The organism is Candidatus Bathyarchaeia archaeon (genome assembly GCA_038882715.1).
In the GTDB taxonomy this organism is placed as follows: Archaea; Thermoproteota; Bathyarchaeia; order Bathyarchaeales; family DTEX01; genus DTEX01.
Map to the genome: position 1 here is coordinate 40,386 of JAVZNR010000009.1, position 24,545 is coordinate 64,930.

Sequence of the window (24,545 nt, forward strand, 5' to 3'; positions counted from 1 at the left end):
CGTCACTGTACTCGGAGCGATATGGATATTTATTCGTTCTAATGAGCCTTGTCCTGTTACCTTCGCTGCAAGGAGACTTAGATAAAAGATAACTAAGATAGGAGTTTAGAAAACTCAAATTTTTGTTTGAGCCTCGGCACATCAGCTATAAGTCTTTTTGTGTAGGGATTCTGAGGGTTAAACACTATACTCTCGGCCGATCCCTGCTCCACGATTCTCCCTTGATGCATTACAAGTATTCGGTCACATATATAAAAGGCTTGGCTTATATCGTGGGTTATAAATATCATGAGCTTATTGTGATTTTCACTCAAATCTTTGAGGATGTTAAGTATCATTACTCTCAAGGAAGCATCTATCATGCTGGTCGGCTCATCCGCCAGGATTATGTCTGGATCAACTAATAAACAATTCGCCAATAGTATTCTCTGCAATTGACCCCCACTTAACTCATCAATGTGTTTATCAAGAACATCCACCTCAAGGTTCACCAATTCAATAACTTCTTTAATGCGCTTTTTTATCTCATCCTTGGGCATACCTTTAAGTAGATTGGAGGAGTTGGCGAACAAGTGTTTAACTCTATATACTGGGTTTATTGAAGAGTAGGGGTCTTGGAAGATCCCTTGAACATGCCTATAATATTGTTTATTAGGTATTTCCCATATGTCTTTATCCTCAAAATATATTGCGCCGCTGGTCGGTTTTAACAATTTGAGTATCATCTTCATAAGGGTTGTTTTTCCACTCCCACTCTCACCTATTATTCCAACTATTTCACCAGACCTACAGGAGAAGTTAACATTATTTACTGCAACTATCTCATTTCTACGCCTTATGAAGCCGGTTGAAAATACTTTCGTTAAATTCTCAACTTTAAGCAGGTCTTGAGCCATATGCATCACCCATATAACCAGCATGCAACGAACCTTCCAGGCTTAACTTCTATTGATGGGGGTTCCTCATCTTTACATTTTCCCATGGCGTCTGGACATCTCTCAAAGAACCTGCAGCCTTGTGGTGGTTTAACTAGCTGTGGGGGCGTTCCTGAAATGCTTTTCAGTCTCTGCTCCCTTATCTCTGGCTGAATTGTTATTACCGCGTTTAGCAGAAGCTTTGTATAGGGGTGAAATGGATGATCTATGATCTCATCTATTGGCGAAGATTCCACTATTTTACCAGCATACATTATGTATATTTGATCACATATTTGCCTTAAACTTGCTATATCGTGGCTTATAACTATCAGTGAACCCACAATCTTATTTTTCACGATATAAAGCAACAGTTCTAGAAGAAGCTTTTGTGTTGAAACATCAAGTGCTGACGTGGGTTCATCAGCAACCAATAACCTTGGGTTTAACAGCGTTGAGATCGCTATAACGGCGCGTTGCTTCATTCCACCACTTAACTCGAAAGGATACATGTCTAGCACACTTGCCGAGAGCCCTAGCTCTTTAAACCTGAGCCCCGCTTTTTTCAGCACCTCATCCTTAGACACCCTTTTCGATTGAAATTTCTCCTTCATAGCGTCCACTATAAAGTCTGAAATTTTAATGGTTGGGTTTAAAGAGTTCATTGAGTATTGTGGAATCATTGCAACCAATGACCCCCATAAAGATTTTCTTTTGCTCCAGGGAAAATCATAAATATTTATCCCATCAATCATAACTTTTCCTTCAATCATTTTTAATGGTGGCTTATCGTATCCGATCAACAGTTTTCCAAGCGTGGATTTTCCACAGGCAGATTCCCCAGCAATACCAGCTATTTCTCCCTCTTTAACCTTCAACGAGCAGCCATCTACAGCGCGAACATATCCCTTTGACGTATTATAGTAGCCTTTAATGTTTACGGCTTCAAGCAGCATTTTTCATCCAACCCACGCATTTATTTAACTAGCCTCTTCTGGCCCTCGGATTATATATTTGTTCAAGCCCATCGTTTATTAGGAGAAGCGAGAGAGTGATCAGCGTTATTGAAAGCCCGGCTGGAATAAACCACCACCATGCCCCGTAGCGGACGGCTTCCCACACTATTGCCCAACGTAGTAACATGCCCAGAGACACTATTGCTGTAGGCCCTAGGCCTATCGCGCTTAAACCAGCTTCAGAGCCTATGGCTATGGCAATGTTAAGAACAAAGTACATCACAAGATAGGCCATCATGTTAGGCAATACCTCAAAGAATAAAATTTTAAGTTTACCCATCCCGGAAAGCTTCGCGAGATCTACAAAGTCCCGCGTTTTTAGACTGAGAACCTGGGATCTTATGCTACGCGCCATAGCGCCCCACGCCGTGCTACTTATGAGCAGTATAATAACCCATTCGGAGCGCTCTCTGAAATAAGCCGCGATAACTATTAGGAAAGCGATCGTTGGAATAGTTAAAACAACATTCGACGCCAAATTTAGGATCTCATCAACTATGCCACCAAAGTATCCGCCTATACCGCCTATTGCCACACCGATAACAGTAGTTATGAGCGCCGCCATTATGCCTATCTTAAGCGAGTATCTGGTGCCGCATATTAATTGAGCAAGTATGTCGCGGCCTAAAATATCTGTCCCTAAAGGATGCTCTAATGAGGGGGACATGAGTGAATCAAATTGCGGCTTTAACGGATCAACTGGGTATAGTAAGCTGCCCAGAGTGGCGAGAAAAACGAAAAAAGAGAATATTGCTGTTCCAATAAGAAGCTTGGGTGATCGCCTATACAACTCTTTTACTCTCATTATTTTTCACCCCTATAAGTTATGCGTATGCGCGGGTCAATCCAAGCGTAGAAAACATCCATGAGGAAATTACCTATTATTGTAACGGTCACTATCATTAGGAAGCCACCTTGAATCAACGGATAATCTTGCCCAATCACCGCGGAATACAGTAGGGCCCCTATGCCCGGATACCCGAAAACAACTTCAGTAACCAGCTGTCCCCCGAAGGCGGATGCAAAATATATGGGTAACCCTGTTATTTGAGGCAGCATAGCGTTTTTAAAAGCGTAGGAGAGAAGCTTTTTATCGCTGAAGCCGAGGGATTCGGAATAATTTATATATTCAGAGTTTATCTCATAGATTAAAAGGGACCTCATTCCCACAGCTTCTCCCCCAATATATGGTATCGTAACCGAGATAAACGGCAGCGCATAATGCTTAAGCAAATCTAAAATGAAAGTTAATGATAGGGAAGGATTAAGGGTCTTTGTATACGCGCCTCCGGGTGGGAAAATTCCAGCATGAAAACTTAGCACATATATTAGTGCTAACGCAAGCCAGTAATATGGCATTTGAGAAGCAAAAAGCGAGAGCGGATAGAGAATCTTATCGAAGATACCCCTTCTATACGCCGCTAAAGCCCCCAAATAATTTCCTAGGATCCAACCCACTATAATCGCCGGCATTAGTAGAGCTAGACTCCACGGTAAACTCTGCATGAGCAAATCGCTTACCCTTGTGGGATAAAACCTTATTGAAACTCCTAGGTTAAAGGTTAAACAATTTTTGAGGAAAGTTAAATACTGTATTATCGGAGGCTGATCCAAACCAAATTCTTTCACCCAGTATTCATATAATCTCTTAACCTGCACCTCCGTTAGCCCAGGTACCGAGGTGCCTCCACCCTTCGCTCCAGCAGCAATTATTTTAAGCGCCTTCTCGCGAACCGGGTCTCCAGGCATTAAATGAGGAAGAAGCCATACGAAGGTAAGAGCAAGATAAAAAGTTGCTACGTAAACTATTATTTTCCGCTTAAAAAAATTGTATAGGGGAGAGGAAAATTTCGCTCTCATTGAAGCCATCTGACCTCCGCCTCAACCCTTAATTTTTCGCGTAAAGAGTAAAACCACTAGCACTATTATTAGGATTACTATGTTTAGCCCTACTAGAATTGTTAACCACATTTGTAGATCGCGAACCATTGACGCTAGATTTTCCACGCTTATTGAAAGAGAGTTCACCGCGGTATTTAGTGCTAATGTGGCATTATAGATGGACGCTATTGTTTCCTCCATCTCTTCAGGTATTGATGGCGGCAATGGTATTGTTGGAGCAGCCGTTGACTTCAAGTGTAATAGCACGTTAAGGAATCCTGGATTGCCCTGCTCATCGAACGGGTACGGATTGCTCTCCGTTGGCCAACCGCTCCAATATTTTGTTTGAAAACCAAATTCATATCCCCACACGCCAACAGGTATTGCTGGCAGATCCTTAGCAATAATTTTCTGAGCTTTCCCCATAAGCTCTTTAAGAACGGGTTTAACTTCTGGGTCCAAAGGATTCGGATATTTGGCGAGCTCATCTCTTATTGAGCATAGCTCATCGTTCCTATATCTTAGAGGAGAACCCTCTATCATAGGCCATGAGGGGTAGCGGTAATCGAAGACACCTAGGAAGGCCCATAAGCCAGAGGGGCTCCATGCGCTCGTTGAATATGTCATAGTGTCATAGTCGCCCGCTCGAACTCTTGACTCCCAGACCGAATAATCAAGGTGCAATGCTTCCACATATATGCCAATCTCAGTAGCATATGTCTTAAATAATTCATTAACAGCCATCCAATCCGTCCAGCCTTCAACATCGATTGTTGTAAGCGTTACAGGAGTCCCGTCCGGTAGATCCCTTATTCCGTCTCCATCACGGTCTACTATGTTGGCTTCGTCTAGAATTCTTTTCGCTTTATCGGGATCATAGGCGAATGTGTAGTCGCGCACCACCTCTTCATCTCTTAGGAAAGCTAGTGGGCTATCTGGCAAGATGAATGTTGGATCATTTATCGGCACAGCTAATTCAAAGAAGCCTCGCTCACACATTATTTTCCGGTCAATCGCGTAGGCTAATGCCATCTTTATCCTAGAATCGTATTCACCGAATCGCTCTCTGAATCGTTCATTGTTTATTGCTATAAAGTTTACCCGCACCGGATAAGGCGATACGAACGGTGGTTCTGTAAACCATGAGAAGACGCCGTATTTCTGCATATCTTTCCATCCCGGAGCTATAGCGGATAGCCCGTCGACGACGGCGAGCGAAATCATCCTATTGGTTTCCTCGTTGCCAGTAGACGGAATATAGATCAAGTACTTTGGTTCAGGAAGACCAAAATATTTTCTACCCCACCACTCATCCCATCGCTCCTTAATTATCCTAGTAGGTTCCCATTTTAGGAGCTTGTAGGGTCCAGAGCCTATTGGTGACTCAAAAGTAAACTCAGTTATACTCTTATATTCTTTCTCCGCTTCCTTAAAGATATGTTTAGGAATAATCCAACCAAAACACAGCGTTTCATAAATCGAAACTTTAAATGGCAGGGATTCATTAACGTAGAAGCGAATAGTGTGCGCATCAACAGCCTCGATTTTCTTTAGGGATGGCCACATAGCTAGCGCTACTGCCCCTGTTTCAGGATACCTTTTCGGCAGCTCATAGCTATATATGATGTCCTCAGAGGTTAATGGAGTCCCATCCTGCCAATAAGCATCCTTCAATTTTACTTCAAGAGTGTATTCATCGACCCATGCGGGTAGACCATCAGCTATCCATGGAATCAACCCAAATTTTATGTTATCAAAAATGTATAGGGTCTCAAATATTCCCATATGCCAGACGGACCAGGCGTCTGGGCTATAAGGGTTAAAGTTTGGTCCAGGCAATGTTGCCGTTCCTTCCTCTTCAGTAATTATTAGGCATTCTTCACGCTTTAGCTCTTGGGCGAGAATCGGCTCCATGCTTAGGATGGAGAATAGCAGCAAAATCAGTGTAAAAAATAGAAATCTTCTCTTCATATAATCTTCCTCCAATGATAAGAGCATAATTATACTCCTTATAAATTTTTTTAATGATATTGAAAAATTTTAAAAGTGAAAAATACATACATTTCACCTTAACTTAACTTTAGGTGGGTTAATAAATGGTGTCCGCGTTAGCAATTAAGGGAGGCGAAAAAATTAGGGTTAGAAAGTGGCCTTCTTGGCCGGTTTTCGATGAGAGGGAGGTCAAGGCTGTTGAGGAGGTTGTGAGGAGCGGATATTGGGGTGGAGGTGTCGGTATAAGCGGGCCTAAGGAGGCTGAGTTTGAGGAAAAGTTTTCTAGGAGCCATAGCTGCAAATATGGCATATGCGTCGCTAATGGCACAATAGCGTTGCATGTCGCCCTATTAGCTGCTGGCGTCGGTCCCGGCGACGAGGTTATAGTTCCAGCGTTAACTTTCTGGGCTACTGGAAGCGCCGTTCTGATGGCTGGTGCTACGCCAGTTATAGTCGATGTTAACCCCGAAACATATTGTATGGATGCCAACGCTGTTGAGGAAGCCATCACAGATAGAACTAAAGCTATTATCCCAGTCTATAATTATGGCTCGGCCCCAGACATGGATAAACTGCCTAAAATATGTAGAGAGCACGGCTTAGTGTTAGTAGAGGATTGCGCTAGGGGTCACGGCTTCGTTTGGAGGGATAAGCCGGCGGGCTCTATAGGGGACATGGGCTGCTTCAGCTTCCAGCAAGGTAAGTTTATGACCGCTGGCGAAGGAGGCATAATAATCACCAATAACAAGACTTACGCTGATAGATGCTATGCCATAAAGGATTGTGGAAGGTTAAGGGAGGGGGGCATCGCCGGGGAGGGTATAGAACCGACAGAAATAATCAACTGGTATAATTATAGGATGACGCAGATTCAGGCAGCAATCCTTCTGGTTCAGCTTGAGAGGCTTGAGGAGCAGCTTAATGTTAGGCAGAGGAACCAAGTTTACCTAGATAAAAGACTTAAGGAAATTAATGGTGTAGAGCCAGTTAAAGTGGATGGGCGATTAACTAAACATCAGCCTTGGCCATACTGCTTTAAATACGATTCGAAATGTTTCGGCGGTGTTCCACGCGACAAGTTCATCATGGCTTTAAGGGCTGAGGGCATACCTTGCGGTAAACCGCACCCACCGCTCCACATGGCGTTACACTTCCCGAAGTGGAGTGAATCCTATAAAAGATACGTGGAAGCTAAGCCTAGCTTCCCAGTTTCTGAAAAAGCCTATAATGAAGAAGCCGTCGAATTACCTCAATACTTATTCCTAGGAACAAGCGAAGACATGGATAACATAGCCGAAGCCATACTAAAAATAAAGAAAAATGCTGGTGAACTAGCTTAAAACCGAAATTAACCTTCTAGAGCTGAACCCTCTTACCTCCATATTATTTCACGCTGAAAAAACATTAGGCACAAACTTTTTGGCGGCTTCAACAAGCTCCTGCATCTTTGTTTTTGAGGGGGTCTTAAGGTTGCTCGCCGGGTAGTTGATGCCTAGCGCCCTGTACTTCACCTCTCCAAGTCGATGGAAGGGTAAGAGTTCAAGAAACAGCAAGTTCTTAAATGGCTGTATAAACTTAGCTATTGCCGCAACCTCTTCAGGCGAATCATTAATTGTTGGTATTATTGGGATGCGGATTATCAGAGGCTTATCGGTTTCAGCAAGCCTTCTCGCATTTTCAAGTATTATATCATTTCTTACCCCTGTCACCTTACGGTGAAACTCCGGGTCAATGTGCTTTATATCCATCATTACTAGGTCTGTTACGGAAAGAAGCTTCTCAAGAATCTCCCATTTACAGTAGGCTGCGGTCTCAATAGCCGTATGAAGCCCCTCAGATTTGCATCTTTCAAGGAAAGTATATGAAAACTCATGCTGCACCATTGGGTCTCCGCCAGATAAAGTTACGCCGCCATTTGAAACCTCGTAAAACGGCTTATCCATTAAAACCACTTTAATTAAATCATCAACATCCATCCATCTGCCTACAAGCTGAAGAGCCCCAGAACAGCATCCTTCTACACATCGGCCACAGCTCTCACATCTATCCCTAAAGTAAGCGTGAACACCATTTTTTATCTCATGCGCGCTCTGAGGACACACAGCCACGCAAGCGCCGCACCCAATACATTTCTCTGGATAAAACATTATTTCCTGCTTCAGCTTTATCCCCTCAGGGTTTTGACACCAGAAACAGCGAAGAGGACACCCCTTCAAAAAAACAGTTGTGCGTATGCCTGGGCCATCATGAACCGCGAAACGCTTTATGTCAAAGACTAAGCCTTTTACCACTAAAACCACCGTTTCTCGGCGCTAGGATTCCTCTGCAAGTATCCTGTCCACCACAAACTGCCTTAGATCTTTAGATAGGCTGGCGAAGTAAGCGCTGAAACCCGTAACGCGCACTATTAAATCAGGATATTTTGAGGGGTCTTTGTGAGCCTCAAGTATCTTCTCCTTGTCAATAACATTCAAGTTAATCATCGTTCCGCCTAGCTTGAAGTGTCCAAGTATAAGGGCTTTAACGACTTCACTGCCGTTTCTCCCCCTGTAAACTGTTGGATCAATGTCTAGCTGCAGCGGCGCAGTATTTCCATACCCGCATTGTACCGCTGCAACAGCTATAGCGAGCGACGTTGGGGTACCACCGAACCCTGGTTCAGGATTAGCCCCCTGCGATATCGGTGCGCCTGCGCGCCGCCCGTTCGGTGTCGCACTAACCCTTTGGCCCATAGAGAGCATGCTTGCCCAAGAAAAGAGCCCCGGAATAATGTTGTATCCTTTAGGCGTTGGCTTCTCTTTAACCAGTCGAACAAATGTTTTAGCGATTTTAACCGCCCATTCATCGGCGTGAGTCCCGCCTTGTCCATAATGCGGTATGTTACGCAGCATTAACCGGACATATTCATTCCTAAAGTTGTTTTTAAGCTCCTCGGCGAGATCCCTCCACGAAATCTTTTTCTCTTTTTCTACCCTTAATTCTATGGCGGCAAAAGAATCGGCCACGGTGCCTATGCCAGCTCCATCCAAGCACAGATTATAGTACTCAACTCCCCCATTAGATGCGTCAAGGCCCTTCTCTATGGGGCCGTAGCAGAGAAGGTCTAACACCAGCTCGGGGAAAACTTTATGCATATTTTCCATGTGAAAATCTAGGCCCTCTCGAACAATATCTATGGCTTTCCTTAAATGCGCTTCGAAACGGCGCCACAGCTCTTCCACGCTCGGCTCAACATTTAGATCATTCATCATTTCCCAAAATGCAACCTCGAAGACTTTGGCAAAATTAATCTTAACGCAGTCTTGCAGAGCATACTCTCTTCCCGGTATGGCGAACCAGTGGCAGCCGGAGTAGGCTCTTTCACGCGCAAGCTCAACTGGGTACCCATTTCTCATAAATCCCTCTATTAGAGCGTCACCTCCCAAGAATTTCGGGAAACCCATCTTATCCTCAAGCATTACTTCTACTCCCTTATCCAGGAGCTTAGGCTCCAACCCTTCCCAAACAAATATCCCTATGTTGGCTGGCGCTTTAAGCCTGTGAACAGCCTCTAAGACGAGATATGAGAGATTGTTTGTGACATCTCTACCATTAGCGTCCGGTCCACCAAGCTGATAATACTGCGTATCATTTAAAAACAGGCATGCGAGATGAAAAATGGCTTCCTTATCGGTTAATATGCCGGCGGCCACATCACGCTCATAAAATGGTTTAAGCCATACATCGATTCTCCCCATGGAACCGCTTCCATTATACATTCGGGCAATCATCTGATACCAAGCCGTCCACTGGCAGGCTTCCCAGAATGTTCTAGGCGGCTCATTAATTAGCCGCTCATTCATGTCAGCCAGAGCCTTCAAATTCCTGCGTAAAGTTGGGTTTCTCTCTTTCTCAACAAGCTCCCTAGCCGCCTTAACATGCCTAGCCATCCATTCCTGAACCCCGATAACTACGCTTTCCAATCCGTCGTAGAAATCCGCAGCCTGAGGGTTAATCTCCCTATAATAGCGTATTTTCTTAAGTAATCCTCCCCAACCAAGGTCAAAGCCTATCTGCATATCTTGGCAGAAATGCTGAACTGCGCCTACACCCGGATAAATATCGTATTTACTCCAAGCCTCTACTAAATGCTGTGGCGGGGAAAGATCCGGATTCCAATGCGGGTTTCGGTAACTCATGAAATAGGCCATATAGCCGCCAAGTATAGAACTGAAAGGATTTATGTAAACTGGGTGCGCGGAAAGAAACAACCTAAAGTTTTCCCCACAAATCTTCGGCCCAAAGAACCCTCCACTTGGGTGATTGCTTAGGGGCTTAAAGTTATTTAGTTTCACATCTCTGACCAGTTCACCTGAAGGACCCATATATTCAACTATTTCTCTAAGCTCAGGCGGTGGGAGAAGCCTTCCATGATCATCCTGATCCATAATGCCGATAACTTTCTGCTTCTCACGCGTATGCTTCATCTTTATCTCTCGTAGAATCTCTAGCCGCTCGCTGAAAGTTAACTCTTCATCCAATTTATTCAGCCTTTCTAAAAACGTGCCGGAGTCCTCATAAACAATGATGTCGCTCCCCATTTGACTTTGATTCACTCCTAATGGTTTTTACATTTATTTCTAGCAGGTTGGATATATTCGTTTCTCTCTAGTAGGAGGTAGAACTAAGTAGTTGAGAAGTAAAAATTTACATGAAAGTGACTGAGCGAGTATTAATGGATTCGAAATAATATCAGGAAAAGCAGGTAGATAAAAATAAAGGAAGTTTATGCGGGGTAGAATGTTCTCCAAATCGATATTATGCCGCCGACGAGTAGGAAGAATGTAAAGCCTATGAACACGCCTACAGCCAATGGGACGCCTTTCTCTTCGTATAGCTTTGACCCACCAATCCTAAACGTTAGATATCTGAGTATTAGTGCAACCGGGGCAGCAGCTCCAGTTGGGAACCAGGGACCAATTCCGCCTAAATAAAGTCCAACCGGGTGCAGTGGGAACCAGGCAAATCGCATCCTAAGCACGTATAGTATGGCGGCTAGTATGAAGCCGAATGAAGCGTATGGTAGAAGTCCGTTTGGCTCATATGGACTGGGAGAGGCGTTCATAGATGAAGGCCACAGCTGGTTTGGCCACCAGATCCCGTCTCCATGTATGGCGATTCTTGGGAAGCCGATAGTATAATAAGACCATAGTACGATAGGTGTTGAAACAACTATGGCAACTAATGAGCCAATCACAAGCGCAGGGAAGAGACCTCTCAGATCCAAACCACGCTGATCAGCAACCTTAAGAGTATCAAGCGTATAAGCTAGTTTACCACCGACTGTCCCATAATGAATGTCGCTTGTCGTCATGTAAGTAAGATATATGGGAACCGAATAATTTGGTCCCTGTGCTACTGCTACAGCCACGTCGTTAGTGGCGGTTACGTGCCGCCATAAAGCTTGGAACCATCCACAAAATCCATGAGCGCAAATTAACATTCCAGCTTCACCGCGGAGGTTTGCGAAAGCTAATAGGGAGATGATCACGTAGAGGAGACCCCAGAGCGATGTTATTAGACCCCCTCCACTAATCATCCAGAACGCTAATATAATTATGAATGACACTATTAAAAGAACGTATGCCGATCTATATGATAGGAGATCACTTGGACCTGCAGGCTCGCCTTTAATTGCAGACTTAATCGTCTGCGCAATATACTTGCGATCGAGAATTAAAGGTACTATAGCAAACGCTGGCCAAAAGCCCAAATAAGCCATAGCTCCAGGCTTCCAGTAAGTCCAAACCGAGGAACCCCAATCAACAGCTGTTGCCGGGAATAAACCAAGAGTGTAAGCGATTGGCGGCAGTATTATATACATTAGAAGCCAGGTTATAGTAGCTGTTAAAAGTATGTCTGTTGTGAGGAGATAGAACCAGGCCCATAGGAACGGCGCAAATGGGAACGATATATTGGCGCATGGTAGGGCGCCATTTAAATTGCCTAAGTTAATTTGACCAGGGAAGAAGCCACCAAAGGGTGGAGAATACCAGCCGTATATATCCGGAATTGATGGCCATCCTAAGTGCAGCCACCAAGGCACATAGTAAAGAAAGCATATAAGAGCCCCGATTAAGAAGAGTTTAGCCCGCTGAGGTTGCTGTTCTGCGCCTGTAATAGCAAGTTCAATAGTTATAGCTGCCATTTGACCGAAAGGATAAGGAAGTTTTCGCTCCGTTACAAGCCTTCTGCCAAGGATTGACACTATTGACAACGCGAAAAGAGTGTACAGCATAAAGAAGGTGGTCCAGAAGATCATAGGCGCCATCCATGAACCCCAATCGACAGGTTGACCGCCTAAATACATTACTTCGCATACTTCTCTTGGTGGGGCCCAGAAGTATGGTATGTGTGCATCCCAGTCTGTTATGTAGGTTCTAATGCCTATCATGCCATTATAGTAGCACCAAGGGACAAAGTATCCGGCATGCGCCAAGGATATGGCGATCATACCATAGAAGACCAGCAGCTGCTTTGGATTAATTTTTCTCAGATCGGGTATTACCCACGTCAACAAGAAGAAAAGTCCCATCAATAGTAAAGCTCCCGTAGGCATCCCAACAACATTTTGCCCCATGCTGAACATGAGTCCACCGTACATCATATATCCGCTTTGAAATGTAGACCACGCGGCGAAGAGCGCTGTAATGAGTATACTTATAGCCCAGAACTTTGGAGTAAGGACCCTCTCAACTTTTTCTCCAGTCGTATAAGACCCCCCTTAGGGCATACAGATTTTAAAATATTAGTGTAACACTTAATAAAGCTTTTCGTACTCTTCCATCTAAAAATTATTAATATCTAATAAAATTACCCGTCTTTTCTTAGAAAATTAAAGCCAGCAACTAAGATTCGCTCTCTTAAATGCTGCAGCGGTATGCGAATAGAGTTCCAATCCAGCTAATCTCAATACTTAATGCTTTCATCATTGACCTAAGAGAAAACTTTATTTTCACTCAAAGTGTTTTAATAATGGCGAGAAAATTTAGAGGGTTATTTATATGAAGAAGAAAACTCGGCTTATGCTGATGGGATTGGGAATATCTGTTTTTGTCATAGGCTTAATTTTGCTCCAAGTATCAATGCCTTCTAAAGAGGAAAAAAAGATATTGAAAGAGAATTTAACTTTAATAATGCCGGGGAACTCAACATTATCTATACCTATTGGTGTTGTAGAGCCAGGAGATAAAGTTGAGGTGAGGTTTGCTGCAACACAGGCAATAACATTAATGGTTGTGGAGAAAGAAAGTGGAAGAGCGATTGAGGGAATGATGGAGACTACGCGAGGGACATCATATACGGGGCAATACTCAAAGCTCGCGCCTATAACATATGATGTCGATAAACCAATGGATTTAATACTGATTATTAGCATTCCTTCTGATGCCACCTATATCTCTACGAAATTAAGCTATGTCTCGGTTTATGTTCATCCGCCAACCATATATCCATATATTGATGTTGGAACGGTGCTAGCGACAGCTGGTGCGGCAATTATGATCATAAGTCTCATAAGAAGAAAATAATTAAAAATAACAGAGTTAAAATTAATTTTTGAGTTAAGTGAAAACTTTCGTAAAAACTATGATTTACTAATTTACTGATTCTAGATTTCTTTAGTCTTTAAACTTGAATTACCCTTGTAGTTTTCAATATTTTTGCATCTATCGTTTTCGCCGAATAGCTATTCCTGTTGTGATTGCCACTATGCCTGCTATTATTGCCCCGATACCTTGTGTTAGGTATGGTGTATAGGCTGGCCCTATAATTGTTGCTTCGAATGTTACTAGTTTTATGGGGATGGGGTCTCGTGCTACGTATGCTTTGTTGTCTAGTATGAATTGGTATTTTCCGGGTTTCGGCGGATAGTATTCACCCCAAGTGGTATATCCGTCCTGGGAAGCATTCCAATAAAGAGATATTATGTTCTCGTATCCAGCTAGTCCGTATCGTCTTTCCGGAATTATCTCTCCCGTCTCACTGTTCACCAGCGTGATCAATATGTTTCTATGAATCGGGTCCTCAGCCCAAGTCCTAAAAGCCAGCTTAATCTTATCGCCCTCCCCAATAAAGCCTAAATCCACAGTCTTAGTCGCATTAACCCACTGTCCAGAAGCATTAACCACCCTCACCCTCTGCTCAGTATAACCGGCCAAATAGACGCCGGCAGCAATAAAAGCGACACCAACCAGCAGCAAAACCAAAACCAAAGCCCCAGCCCTCATAAACCAACACCACAACCAAAAATACAGAGACAAAAAATTAAAGCTTTCGCAAAGACTCATTCCAATCCCTTAAACAAAAAGCATTATTCTTTCTTCAAATTTTCCGAGATCTTATCATTATTTATTGTTTTTCCTCGGTGGTTTTTCTCCACATTATGTATTCGGGTAAATAAAAAAAGACTATTATGCCGATGAACATTAGTAGTAATCCGGCTAACGCTATGGTTGGGTTCATTTTCTGAAATAGCAGATACAAGATAAAACCAAACATTACAATAAGCGAGGAGACCAATATTATCTTCCAGACGTACACATCGATCTTTTTAAATCGCTTCAGCATTTTAATTCATCCTTAAGGTATCTGTATCTTCTTCCACAATAAAAAAAGGAAGAGGAATTTTTAGTGTTGAAGGATCTCTAAATTTCTTTTGTTTTTCTGCCCAGTCTCGATAAGATGATGGCAACTAACGAGATAACTATCGCTATCCCTGCGATTCCCATAGACATGTTGGCAGCTGAAGTTGCCGCATTTGCAGCTGCTGTTATTTGTGTGATCTTTTCTTCGTAGCCCTTGATCTTCTCATTTAAAGAGGAAACTTTTTCCTGGAGATCTTTTAGTGAGGCACTTACTTCTTCTTCAGGAGAGATCCATCGTAGGTGATAATTCTCATGGACTGAGAGGTATAGGTATTCTCTAGGAACCCATTGTACTGCTTTGTATGGACCTGTGCCTATCGGTGGCCAGTTACTGTATGTTGCCGGGTCAGATAGAGTTGACCATATATGCTTCGGGAGTATCCATGCTGTTGTGAAATAATTCATTTGCCAGATGGATTTGCTGTTTGTGTACACTACTATAGTATAGTTGTCTATTATCTCAGAGCGCTCATATATTGACTTTAATGGTAGGTATAATCTGTTAGCATGAGTTTGCTCCTTACACATAAAGTCGAAAGTAAATTTAACATCTTCGGCGGTGAATGGCTTTCCATCATGCCAAGTTGCGTTTGGAAATAAATAGAACGTTATTTTGCTTCCTGCAGCTATTTCTTCCATTTTGTATGCGTAGGCAAGGGCGGCTACGAAGTCTGTCGGTACGTCGGGACCAAACTGCAGATAGAATAGTGGCTGATATATGTATTTGAAGTAGTTATGTTCGTATAGTGCTTCAGTCCATATCAGCGGGTTAAATGAGACAAACCAGTCGGATCCACCGCTTTGTGGTTTTTCAGCCGTAACCATTGTTTCATGTTCTGCGCTTACTGGAACAAGATTAATCACATCGAAGTAGCCGGCTGCCAGATCTCTTTTAGTATACCATCCGCTATACATGTCAGTTCTCCACAACTCATAGCCTCCTCCCCCTGTCGGTATCATGTACGTGTATGCCATTTCCCAAATTCTACCTTGAATCGCTTTAGCCAATCGCTTCGCCGTCTCAATGTCACGGACATTCTCAAGATCTTCAATCAATTTATCGAGCACTGGGTCATTAACTCCCTGATAGTTTTGACATAGGGTGCCCGGAGGCGAATACATTGAAGAATGATAGAGGTTCTTGTAGGCTATTGGCAGATTGATTACGTCGAAAGATGGGTAATTGAAGAATATATGATAGTTCTTATCGTAGTATGTTAGTTTCTCACATTCAGCCCAACCGTGGAACTCGTATACAACTGAGAAACCAAGATTTTCCAATGCTCTCCCTAATGCCCTAGAAACTTCCATTCGCTCGGGGGAATATGATGGCGCAACTATAATTATGGGTTCCACCTCTTTTCCCTCAGGATCTAACCATTTTCCTCCAACTTTCTTAAATCCGTCCTGTTCAAGCGCTCTTACCGCCAAGTCTACGCTATACTCTGGGAACGTGCACGTTGTGTTAACCCAATCTTCTGATCCGCCCGCAGAGTATATAACTGGTCTCATCACGTTAAGTCCGCCGCCCCACACGGTGTTCAATACCCAAGACCAGTCAATAAGATGGCCGACCGCTTTTCTAAAGCCTAAGAATTTCGTCGGGCTTCTTCTCACATTCATCCACAAGGCTCCTAGGGAGCCTATGTCGCCCATGGTTCTCACCATTATTATTCCTGGCTCAGTTTGAGCTCTTTCAAGATCCTCTGGGGTAGCGCCGAGCCGAGCAACCTTCTTCTTCCAGAACATTTCTCGCCATATCTCAGTAGGCACCAACCTATATATAAGGTCCTTTACTCCTCTAGGCCCGCGGATATGATCATCGCTAATGAAGTATTTTATCTCCGCCTGTTGTTCAGGTTTAATAAAAGTGCTTTCCAACGGCGATAATATGATCGTAGACAGCATTGTAAAAAGCGCTGCCAGAAGCAATATCTTTATCTTCTTCATTACTCCACCTTCTTCAAGAAAAATTTAAGGAGAAACATTTATAAGATTTTAGGAAAATTTTATAAAAATTTTCTGACAAAGATACCGTAGGTAGTCATAATGGGAGTAAAAAGATATATTGCAGGAAGAATCCTATTTGTGTTTTTCGCGGTCTGGGTAGTTGCTTCATTTAACTATATTGTTTTTTATCATATGATAGGTGATCCGGTACTTTTATTGATAAGGAAGATGCCGTTGGATGAAGAAACTATAAAGATTCTCAGAGCGAGGTGGGGTTTAGATAAACCTCCCATAGAGCAGTACTTCAGATACGTTATAAATATGTTTATGGGCGACTTCGGCTTATCTTTTAGATCCTTCAGACCCGTTGCAGAGGAGATCTTGGAAAAGCTTCCAAATACGCTCACACTGATGGGCAGCGGCTTCGTTATCTCAACGGTACTTAAGCTTTTGATAGGTCTCAAGATAGCTTCTAGAAGAGGAAAGATGGTGGACATGACTACTCTTGGAGTGAGCCTTGGGCTTGGCGCTGTTCCCGTTTTTTGGCTTGGAATGATTTTTCTTCTGATTTTCTCCTTCGGACTGGGGCTTTTCCCATGCTATGGAACGATATCTGACCCTCCAAATAATCCAAAAGACCCAATATCCTTTATCATAGATTATCTCTGGCATCTCACTCTTCCACTTACAACGCTCACCATAATTATGACTGGAAGCGGCTTGCTGGGAATAAGAAATCTCGTTTTGGATGCTTTATCTCAGGATTACGTTATAGCAGCCAGAGCTAAAGGAGCGCCAGAACGTTTAATACTGTACAAGCATGTTTTAAAGAATGTCGCTATTCCAGTGGTTACGGGAATAGCGGGAAGTATTGGCGCAATACTTGGCGGAGCGCCAACAACTGAAACCGTTTTTTCATGGTATGGTTTAGGCCGTTATATGGTGGAGTCGCTTAGAGAGCTTGATTGGCCGGCTGTGCAAGGATCTTTCTTCATAATGGCTATTATAACAATTTTTGGAAACTTAGCCGCCGATATAATTTACACCTTAATCGACCCAAGAGTTAGGGTAGGCGGAAAAGTTTATGGAAGTTAAAGAGCAGAATACTGAAGAACGAAAAGCTTTCCTAAAGAAGCAGAGCAGGAAAATAATGATTCAGCGAATTAAAGGTTTCATTGCTGAGTATTCACACAATAAGCTCGGTGTTTTCGGCGCTTTAATTTTCGTTTTTTTCGTATTTTTAGCAACGTTCGGCCCATATATCGCCCCGGCTGACCCCATGCAAGATATGGATCTCGCTGATCAAGTGGTTCCACCAGAATGGGTAACAGTATTCGGTGGCGAATATGTTAAGCTTCCACCTACCTTAACGTGGCATATAGTGGACGAGATTAAAAGCAGAAAAAACGCGAGCTGCACAGTTGACAATTTTATAGCGGTGAAGGACATGGATGACGGTATATTTTTCATGTTTAAGAACGGTGTTCAAATCGAGGATTATGGCTCAATATATATTGTTAAGACATTTAGCTACGATTACAGGCCGCCGAGGACGTTTAAAATATTTATGACGGGACAAAGTGACGGTGACTTCGAAGTCGCTTTGGAGATTTTTCTGAAGAAGCCTTCCGGCAGTGAAATCCTGCTTTGGAGTAGTAGGGAACTAATGCCAGGGTTCAGTTCTTTATTGAAGAGAGGCTCTAAGATATCTATAGAAACTAGAGACTTCCGTTATCTAGAGTGGTTTGCGAGTAGACTAGGTATTTTTCCCGGGCAATTTATTATACCATTCAACTCTCTGAATGAGAGCGGAACTTACGAGATGACCTTTCGCTTTCGCCTCTATGGATTAAAAGCGCTTGCCAGTTCAGGGAGAGATTTAAACCTTAAACTTAAAAATATTCAGCTTAAAATTTTGGGCTTAAAATATGGTTTGCTGGGAACGGATTTTTGGGGCAGAGACATATTTTCTCAAATAGCTAATGCCACATGGGTTTCGCTTACAGTAGGCGTCATCGCAGCTCTGCTTTCTTCACTCATATCGTCTATTTTAGGCATAATAGCTGTTTATAAAGGTGGAGTAGTAGATGAGGTTTTAATGAGGATCGCTGATATAATAATGATTATCCCAAATTTGCCGCTCCTACTGATAATGATGGCGGTTCTTAAAGGTGACATATGGACCGTAATTACAATACTTGCAGTTATAAGGGCTCCTAGTGGAGCAAGGTCGACTAGAGCCTTCGTACTAACTTATATCAACAGTCCATTTGTAGAGGCTGCTAAAGCTAAAGGTGCCAGCACCACCAGACTCATATTTAGATACCTCTTTCCTCCACTTCTCCCCATAATCTACGCGAACATAGCTTACTCGGCTCCCGCTGCGATCACTCTAGAGGCTGAGCTGAGCTACTTAGGTATAGCGACTGACCCATATAGGATAACTTGGGGGAAGATGCTGAGCTTAGCTCAAAGCGGCGGAGCATTTACAAAGTGGGCTTGGTGGTGGGTTATACCTCCCGGACTATGCATTGTTTTTCTATCTTTAGCGTTCGTTTTGATCGGGCATGCTTTAGATGAAATAATGAATCCTAGATTAAAGAGAAGAAGGTAAAAATTAATTGAACGTTCCCTTTTCCTCTTCATCATGATATAGATAGCATGCTACGTAATGTTCCTTGTCTACATTAATAAGGTCTGGGTGAGAATACTTACACTTTTCTTTAGCGTAACTGCATCGGTTGTAGAACCTGCAGCTGGGAGGCAAGTCTATTGGTGAGGGGATTTCATCTTTTATCGTAGGATTTCTCATTTTAATTTTTGGGTTGGGGGATGGAACAGCTTCGATCAGTGCCTTAGCGTAAGGATGTAATGGGTTATCAACCACCTCCGTTGCTTTTCCAACTTCAACTATTTTTCCAAGATACATTATGGCTATTCTGTCACTCACATATTTCGCCATGGCTAGATCATGGGTTATAAATAGGCAGCTCATCCCCCTCTTCTCCTTCATGTCTAAAAATACGTTAAGTATCGACGCCCTCATCGACATATCTACCATTGATACAGGCTCATCAGCCACTATAAATTTAGGGTTTAAAATGAGCGCCGACGCCAATGCCACCCTCTGCCTCTGCCCACCTGAGAGTTGATGCGGGAACCGGAAGAGAAACTCTTCTGGTGGTGTTAACCCAACTTCCTCCATTACTCTCATAACTAATTCTAATCTCTCAGCCTCAGTGCTAACCACTTTATGTATTATTAATGGTTCAGAAAGCGTTGCGTAAACATGCATCCTTGGATTCAGAGATTCGTACGGATCCTGAAATATTATCTGCGCCCTCATCCTAAATTTCTTTAATTCATTCTTGTTTAGTGAAAGTACATCTTTTCCTTCGAACAGCACTCTGCCAAAAGTTGGCTCTATCAGCCTTAAAATCAGCCTACCAGTCGTCGTTTTACCACAACCGCTTTCCCCTACAAGCGCCAGTATCTCTCCCTCTTTTATGTTAAATGTTACGCCGTCTACTGCGCGAAGATGTTTCTGAGGCTTTTTCTTCAGGACTTCAATAAAGCTTCTTTTAATCGGAAAATATTTGCCTAAGTTTTCCGCTCGCAATAAATCGTTGTTCATCAAGGGCGTCTACCCCAATTTACTTTCTATCTCATCTGCCCTTATGCATGCAACAAAATGCTCGTTCCCGACAGGTATAAGCTTAGGCTCCATAGTCTTACATTCTTCTATCGCAAATTTACAGCGGGGGTGAAATCTACATCCTGATGGCGGATTAGATAAATCCGGTGGAGCACCAGACAACCCCTCCAACCTCCTTGGTTTACCTTTTATATCAGGCACAGCCTTTAACAATGCATAAGTATAGGGATGCCTTGGGTTTAAAAACACATTTTCTACATTTCCATACTCAACGATTTTCCCAGCATACATTATTCCAACATGGTTAACCATTTGCGCTATAATAGAAACATCATGGGAAATTAATATTAAGGATAAATTGAATTCTTCCTGAAGCCTCTTTATTAAGTGGAGCACTCTGCTTTGAACTAAAACATCAAGCGCTGTTGTCGGCTCATCAGCTATAACTATTTCGGGTTTAAGCGCTAAAGCCATGGCTATCACAACTCTTTGCCTCATTCCCCCACTAAGTTCAAAAGGATAGCTGTTCACCCTATTTGGATTTATACCTACCATTTCAAGCGATTCTCTAGCCCTCTCCCAAGCTTCCTCGTTTGAGCATTTTTCATGCAGTTTTATTGCTTCCACTATTTGTTCTCCGACGGTGTAAAGCGGATTTAAAGCGTTCATTGCCCCCTGAAATATCATGCTTATCCTTTTCCATCTAATCTCTCTCCTGAATCTAGATTCAGGGAGCCTCAAAATATTTATCCCATTCAAAATTATTTCTCCGCCTTTTATCTCCGCGTTATCTGGCAAAATCCTAAGTATTGATAAACCTAGGCTCGTTTTCCCACATCCGGATTCCCCAACTATTCCCAAGCCATCTCCCATATTCAAACTGAAAGAAACATCGTCTACGGCTCTCACCCATCCTCCCATAGCAAGTTTATAGTGCATCACTAAGTTGTTCACTTCAAGTATTTTCATTCAAAGCAGACCTCAAGAATGTTTTCCTCTTTAAATTATTCAATCTATTTTTACTGCTTAATTCAAGAATAAGAATTTTTCTTTTAAGCATTATTAATGCATGGAATAGGGCGGAATTAGTTTACGTGATTATTCTATAAATGGAGAACAAGTTACTATATTTCATCATAATCTAGGGTTGCGTTCAGCCTCAGATATTGCTTCAGAAAGCCTTCTTAAGGCTTCTTGAATAATTTCTTCGGTTGTCGCAAAGTTTAGTCTAAGATGCCCTTCTCCCCCCTCACCATACATGGAGCCGGCTGAGGTTCTTACTTTATATTTCTTCTCCAGCCATGAGGATGCTTCAACATCGTTTTTAAAAAGCTTGGATACGTTTGGAAAAGCGAAGAAGGTTCCCTCAGATCTTGGACATGAAATGCTCTTAAATTTATTCAATGTGTCGCACAACATGTTTCTCATTCTCTCACAGTGATTTTTTAATGCCTCCATCCATTCATCGCACTCGTTGTAGGCGGCTGCCGCAGCCTTCTGGGCGATTACGTCAGGGTGAATAATTATCTTCGAATTTAACGCCCTCATCTTCGCTATGATCTCTCTGCTTGCAACCACGTATCCAATTCGTAACCCAGACAGCCCGTATGTTTTAGTGAAACCGTTCACCGTGATAGTCAGATCCTCCATGCCTGGCAGAGAAGCAATGCTAACATGTGTTCTTCCATCATAGGTAAGCGTGTCGTAAAGCTCATCTGAGAAAACATAAATTTTCCTCCGTCTAGCTATGTCCGCTAAACCTTCAAGCTCGCTTCTCGTGTAAACGGCTCCCGTAGGATTATTGGGGTTGCATATCGCTATCATTTTAGTCCGCTCAGAAATTTTCCCCTCAATTTTTTTGAGATCGATATGATAATCTTCACTGCGGGCTGGGCAAGCGATAACCTTAGCGCCGGTGGAAGCCATGTGGTTGAGTATAGGCCCATATATTGGCGTAACAATCAGGACCTCATCTCCAGGATTTAAGCAGACTTCGGAGGCAAGCCATATCCCGTTCATCGCTCCAACTGTTGGAAGGATATTTTCCGCTTTTATGTCAACATTATTAAATCTCTTCCATCTATCCACGACGGCCTGAATGAAGTCTGGCAAACCCTCTGCAGGGCTATAGTGATATTCTCCATTCAGCACGGCATTTATTATCGCCCTTTTAACAGGTTCAGGAATATCGAAATCTATTTCAGCTAAACCTAAACTAATCCCCTCGTCATCTAGCCCACGATACTTCAATAAATGTCTTGTCCTCAATTGGTTTCTCGAAGCCCCTACTATAAGACCCCGTTCAGCGGGACCCATTTGCTAAATCCTCCTTATCAAAAATATACCTTTCAGTATTAAATCTTCTCTCATAGGAAACTGCGGCAAGCATTTCAAAATCTTCATTATTATCGTATATTTTTAACAGTATACTCAGACAGTCTTGAAGCATAATCTCATGAAACAAATATAAGAACTGCAAGAATTTAATAATAAGAATATATTTTAGTTTCACCCGTTTCCATGATATCTGTAAAGTATTGCGCGTCCCTCGCAATTAGTTTATTCTCTATTTCATCGTACACGTCTGCTTTTCTGGGAAGAAATATTTGTTTTTCACCAGGTTTAATTGTGTGAATACATATAAAGTTTCTACTAACGTAAAGTACGTCTTCTGAGTAACTGTATATGTGAACACCAGCGTAGTTAGCTATGGATCTAAGGACATTTGGCGGAATATTCGGGGCGCCAACATAAATGGATTTCCAGCCTGAAAATTCTTTGATAGCCATTCCGGGAACACACATCCCCCTATTATATATTATGGTCCCTAAGGTTATTGCCTCCGGGTCATCCACATATGGTATGGGTCCAATATTAAAGTCTGTTCCGAATAGTGTTGTGGGAGGTAGATTGCGGGTTATTGGGTGACTGAAATTCGAGATAAAAAGCTTTAGACTCCACTCTGTCCAATCGCATACGAAATTAATGCCTGTAATATCCTTCATGTTTTCAGCTTTTGTGTCCTCGTTTATTAGGCCCGAGGCAAACGTCCATACGAGAGTGTTTCCATTATGCTGCAAAAATCTTCTTATCATTTTACGCTGTTCGTCATTTAGATAAAATGCGTTTAAAAAGATGTAACACTTATATTGATCGGAAATCTTTTCTATATCCTCCAGAAGATAAATGTCGCACGGAGCCCCGATTCTAGACAACCAATATTTCTGCTCAAAAATCAGGGACCAATCCAGATTCCTGTTCATCCTCTCATATATGAAGCTTTTCTCATTCACTATCGCTGCGATTTCTCCAGCGGGAGCCCTATCTAAATTTAAGCTCTTCTCACCTATCTCAAGCATCCTCCTTATTCTCCCCATTATTTCTTTATCCTGATACGGGCCAACCCCTTCAGGTGAACACCAGTCAGCGTACCATAGGCCGCTAGAACTCGTTAGAACCCTGCCGAAGGTTCGAGTCAAAATAGATAGAGTCTCTTTCAGGTTTCTCGCCATGCCATACTTCGATCCGGGTGGAAATAGATGCGTTCTCGTATCATCCTCGATAAAATACATTTTTCCGTGGAGCCTAATTGACTCAACTATAGACATGGGGGCTGAATCCCCGCATATCCCTCTAAAACCGTAGCAATAGGGGCTAGCTATGAAATCCACGTACGGTGAATTCAGCACTTTACTTAAAGCTAGATGTCCAGATCTTTGGTAAGCTGACGTCTCCATATTTTTGCCCTGATCGAAGTACCAGTTGCACCATGCAGCCCCTAAAAGATACCCGTAAAACACTCCTGCAAGCATCGATTTATCGCTTGCCTCTTTAACTATTTTACATAAATATAGGATGTCGTCGGCCACAAGATCTGAGAAGAACTCAAAGTAATCTATAACCCTCCTGTATCTTGTCGGGTCTCTGAATTGATAGGTATCCGCGTTCATCTGCTCCTCTGCCGTTGGAATTTCAACCTTGTTAAAGTGGGCGTAAGGATCACGCCAAGCTCTCCTAAGATTCTCAAGGCTCTTGTATTTTTTAATCAGCCAGCTTCTGAAGGCATTTTTCATTACTTCACTGTAATCTGCGGCATAATTTTCCATAGCGCTCTCCTTAACCCATTCTCCAGCATGCCCGGCGCATGGCATAATCCCTATAACCCTTGCCCCTTTCTTGCTTAATCTTAAGTGCTGAATAAGCGAGGACAAGAATTCTGAGGAATCCTGTAACCATTTTTTTGAAGCATAAGACTGCGTTTCAGCCCTCCCATCACTATAAACCTCAAGGTCTTCAGGGTTTCTCTCACGCCAAAATCGGTCAAATGTTGGAAGGATGCTTAATGGAGCACCCATCTCGAAGTTTATCCTCAACAATATATACGCTTCTGGATCAGCCTCTAAAACAGCGTTTATCTGCTTATCGAGCCTAGAAAAATCGTAAGTATAACTTT

At 42.7% G+C, this 24,545-nt stretch carries 19 protein-coding genes; 4 read left to right on the top strand and 15 right to left on the bottom strand.

Annotated features, from left to right (window positions below; all coding sequences use genetic code 11):
* Positions 1–92: 92 nt before the first annotated feature.
* From QXR61_06685 to QXR61_06705, 5 genes are read right to left on the bottom strand one after another with little or no spacing between them, the layout of a single operon-like run.
* The gene (locus QXR61_06685) at positions 93–920 is read right to left on the bottom strand and encodes an ATP-binding cassette domain-containing protein (GenBank protein ID MEM3757629.1); all 828 of its coding nucleotides are present in this window, start codon (positions 918–920) and stop codon (positions 93–95) included.
* A complete protein-coding gene (locus QXR61_06690; protein MEM3757630.1) occupies positions 902–1,870 on the bottom strand; it encodes an ABC transporter ATP-binding protein in 969 nt (322 codons plus the stop codon). The genes QXR61_06685 and QXR61_06690 overlap by 19 nt, the downstream gene beginning before the upstream one ends.
* Before the next feature lie 28 nt (positions 1,871–1,898).
* On the bottom strand, positions 1,899–2,735 hold the full coding sequence (locus tag QXR61_06695) for an ABC transporter permease (GenBank protein MEM3757631.1): 837 nt from the start codon (positions 2,733–2,735) through the stop codon (positions 1,899–1,901).
* Entirely contained in the window at positions 2,735–3,799 is a 1,065-nt protein-coding gene (locus QXR61_06700) for an ABC transporter permease (protein MEM3757632.1), read from the bottom strand. Before QXR61_06700 ends, QXR61_06695 begins: the two co-directional genes overlap by 1 nt.
* Positions 3,800–3,811: 12 nt before the next feature.
* Positions 3,812–5,782, bottom strand: coding sequence for an ABC transporter substrate-binding protein (locus QXR61_06705; protein MEM3757633.1), 1,971 nt, complete (start codon positions 5,780–5,782; stop codon positions 3,812–3,814).
* A 125-nt stretch (positions 5,783–5,907) separates the two neighbouring features.
* On the opposite strand from QXR61_06705, the gene QXR61_06710 reads away from it, so the two are divergent.
* Complete coding sequence (locus QXR61_06710; protein ID MEM3757634.1) at positions 5,908–7,143, top strand: DegT/DnrJ/EryC1/StrS family aminotransferase; 1,236 nt, start codon at positions 5,908–5,910, stop codon at positions 7,141–7,143.
* Between the two features lie 48 nt (positions 7,144–7,191).
* Here the strand turns inward: QXR61_06710 and QXR61_06715 are convergent, their stop codons facing one another.
* From QXR61_06715 to QXR61_06725, 3 genes are all read right to left on the bottom strand, one after another.
* A complete protein-coding gene (locus QXR61_06715; protein MEM3757635.1) occupies positions 7,192–8,094 on the bottom strand; it encodes a glycyl-radical enzyme activating protein in 903 nt (300 codons plus the stop codon).
* Between the two features lie 21 nt (positions 8,095–8,115).
* Entirely contained in the window at positions 8,116–10,383 is a 2,268-nt protein-coding gene (locus QXR61_06720) for a pyruvate formate lyase family protein (GenBank protein MEM3757636.1), read from the bottom strand.
* Between the two features lie 185 nt (positions 10,384–10,568).
* Positions 10,569–12,506, bottom strand: coding sequence for a DUF6785 family protein (locus QXR61_06725; GenBank protein MEM3757637.1), 1,938 nt, complete (start codon positions 12,504–12,506; stop codon positions 10,569–10,571).
* Between the two features lie 340 nt (positions 12,507–12,846).
* On the opposite strand from QXR61_06725, the gene QXR61_06730 reads away from it, so the two are divergent.
* The gene (locus QXR61_06730) at positions 12,847–13,371 is read left to right on the top strand and encodes a hypothetical protein (GenBank protein MEM3757638.1); all 525 of its coding nucleotides are present in this window, start codon (positions 12,847–12,849) and stop codon (positions 13,369–13,371) included.
* Positions 13,372–13,509: 138 nt separating this feature from the next.
* Here the strand turns inward: QXR61_06730 and QXR61_06735 are convergent, their stop codons facing one another.
* The 3 genes from QXR61_06735 to QXR61_06745 form a co-directional block, all read right to left on the bottom strand.
* Entirely contained in the window at positions 13,510–14,070 is a 561-nt protein-coding gene (locus QXR61_06735; GenBank protein MEM3757639.1) for a hypothetical protein, read from the bottom strand.
* 121 nt (positions 14,071–14,191) lie between these two features.
* Positions 14,192–14,410 carry a hypothetical protein gene (locus tag QXR61_06740; protein MEM3757640.1) on the bottom strand — a complete coding sequence of 73 codons (219 nt, stop codon included), beginning with the start codon at positions 14,408–14,410 and terminating at the stop codon, positions 14,192–14,194.
* Positions 14,411–14,487: 77 nt separating this feature from the next.
* Positions 14,488–16,437, bottom strand: coding sequence for an ABC transporter substrate-binding protein (locus QXR61_06745; protein ID MEM3757641.1), 1,950 nt, complete (start codon positions 16,435–16,437; stop codon positions 14,488–14,490).
* Positions 16,438–16,536: 99 nt separating this feature from the next.
* Here QXR61_06745 and QXR61_06750 point away from each other — a divergent pair, with 99 nt between their 5' ends.
* Together QXR61_06750 and QXR61_06755 are read left to right on the top strand one after the other, a co-directional pair.
* Positions 16,537–17,532, top strand: a complete 996-nt coding sequence (locus tag QXR61_06750) for an ABC transporter permease (GenBank protein ID MEM3757642.1) — start codon at positions 16,537–16,539, stop codon at positions 17,530–17,532.
* A complete protein-coding gene (locus QXR61_06755) occupies positions 17,522–19,051 on the top strand; it encodes an ABC transporter permease (protein MEM3757643.1) in 1,530 nt (509 codons plus the stop codon). The genes QXR61_06750 and QXR61_06755 overlap by 11 nt, the downstream gene beginning before the upstream one ends.
* A 3-nt stretch (positions 19,052–19,054) precedes the next feature.
* Here QXR61_06755 and QXR61_06760 read toward each other — a convergent pair whose 3' ends face one another.
* From QXR61_06760 to QXR61_06775, 4 genes are all read right to left on the bottom strand, one after another.
* Positions 19,055–20,071 (bottom strand): ABC transporter ATP-binding protein, encoded by a 1,017-nt coding sequence (locus tag QXR61_06760; GenBank protein ID MEM3757644.1) that lies wholly within the window; start codon positions 20,069–20,071, stop codon positions 19,055–19,057.
* 9 nt (positions 20,072–20,080) lie between these two features.
* On the bottom strand, positions 20,081–21,061 hold the full coding sequence (locus tag QXR61_06765) for an ABC transporter ATP-binding protein (GenBank protein MEM3757645.1): 981 nt from the start codon (positions 21,059–21,061) through the stop codon (positions 20,081–20,083).
* 165 nt (positions 21,062–21,226) lie between these two features.
* On the bottom strand, positions 21,227–22,408 hold the full coding sequence (locus QXR61_06770; GenBank protein MEM3757646.1) for a pyridoxal phosphate-dependent aminotransferase: 1,182 nt from the start codon (positions 22,406–22,408) through the stop codon (positions 21,227–21,229).
* Positions 22,409–22,575: 167 nt separating this feature from the next.
* Positions 22,576–24,545, bottom strand: a 1,970-nt coding sequence (locus QXR61_06775; protein ID MEM3757647.1) for a beta-galactosidase, incomplete at its 5' end; no start/stop codon positions are given.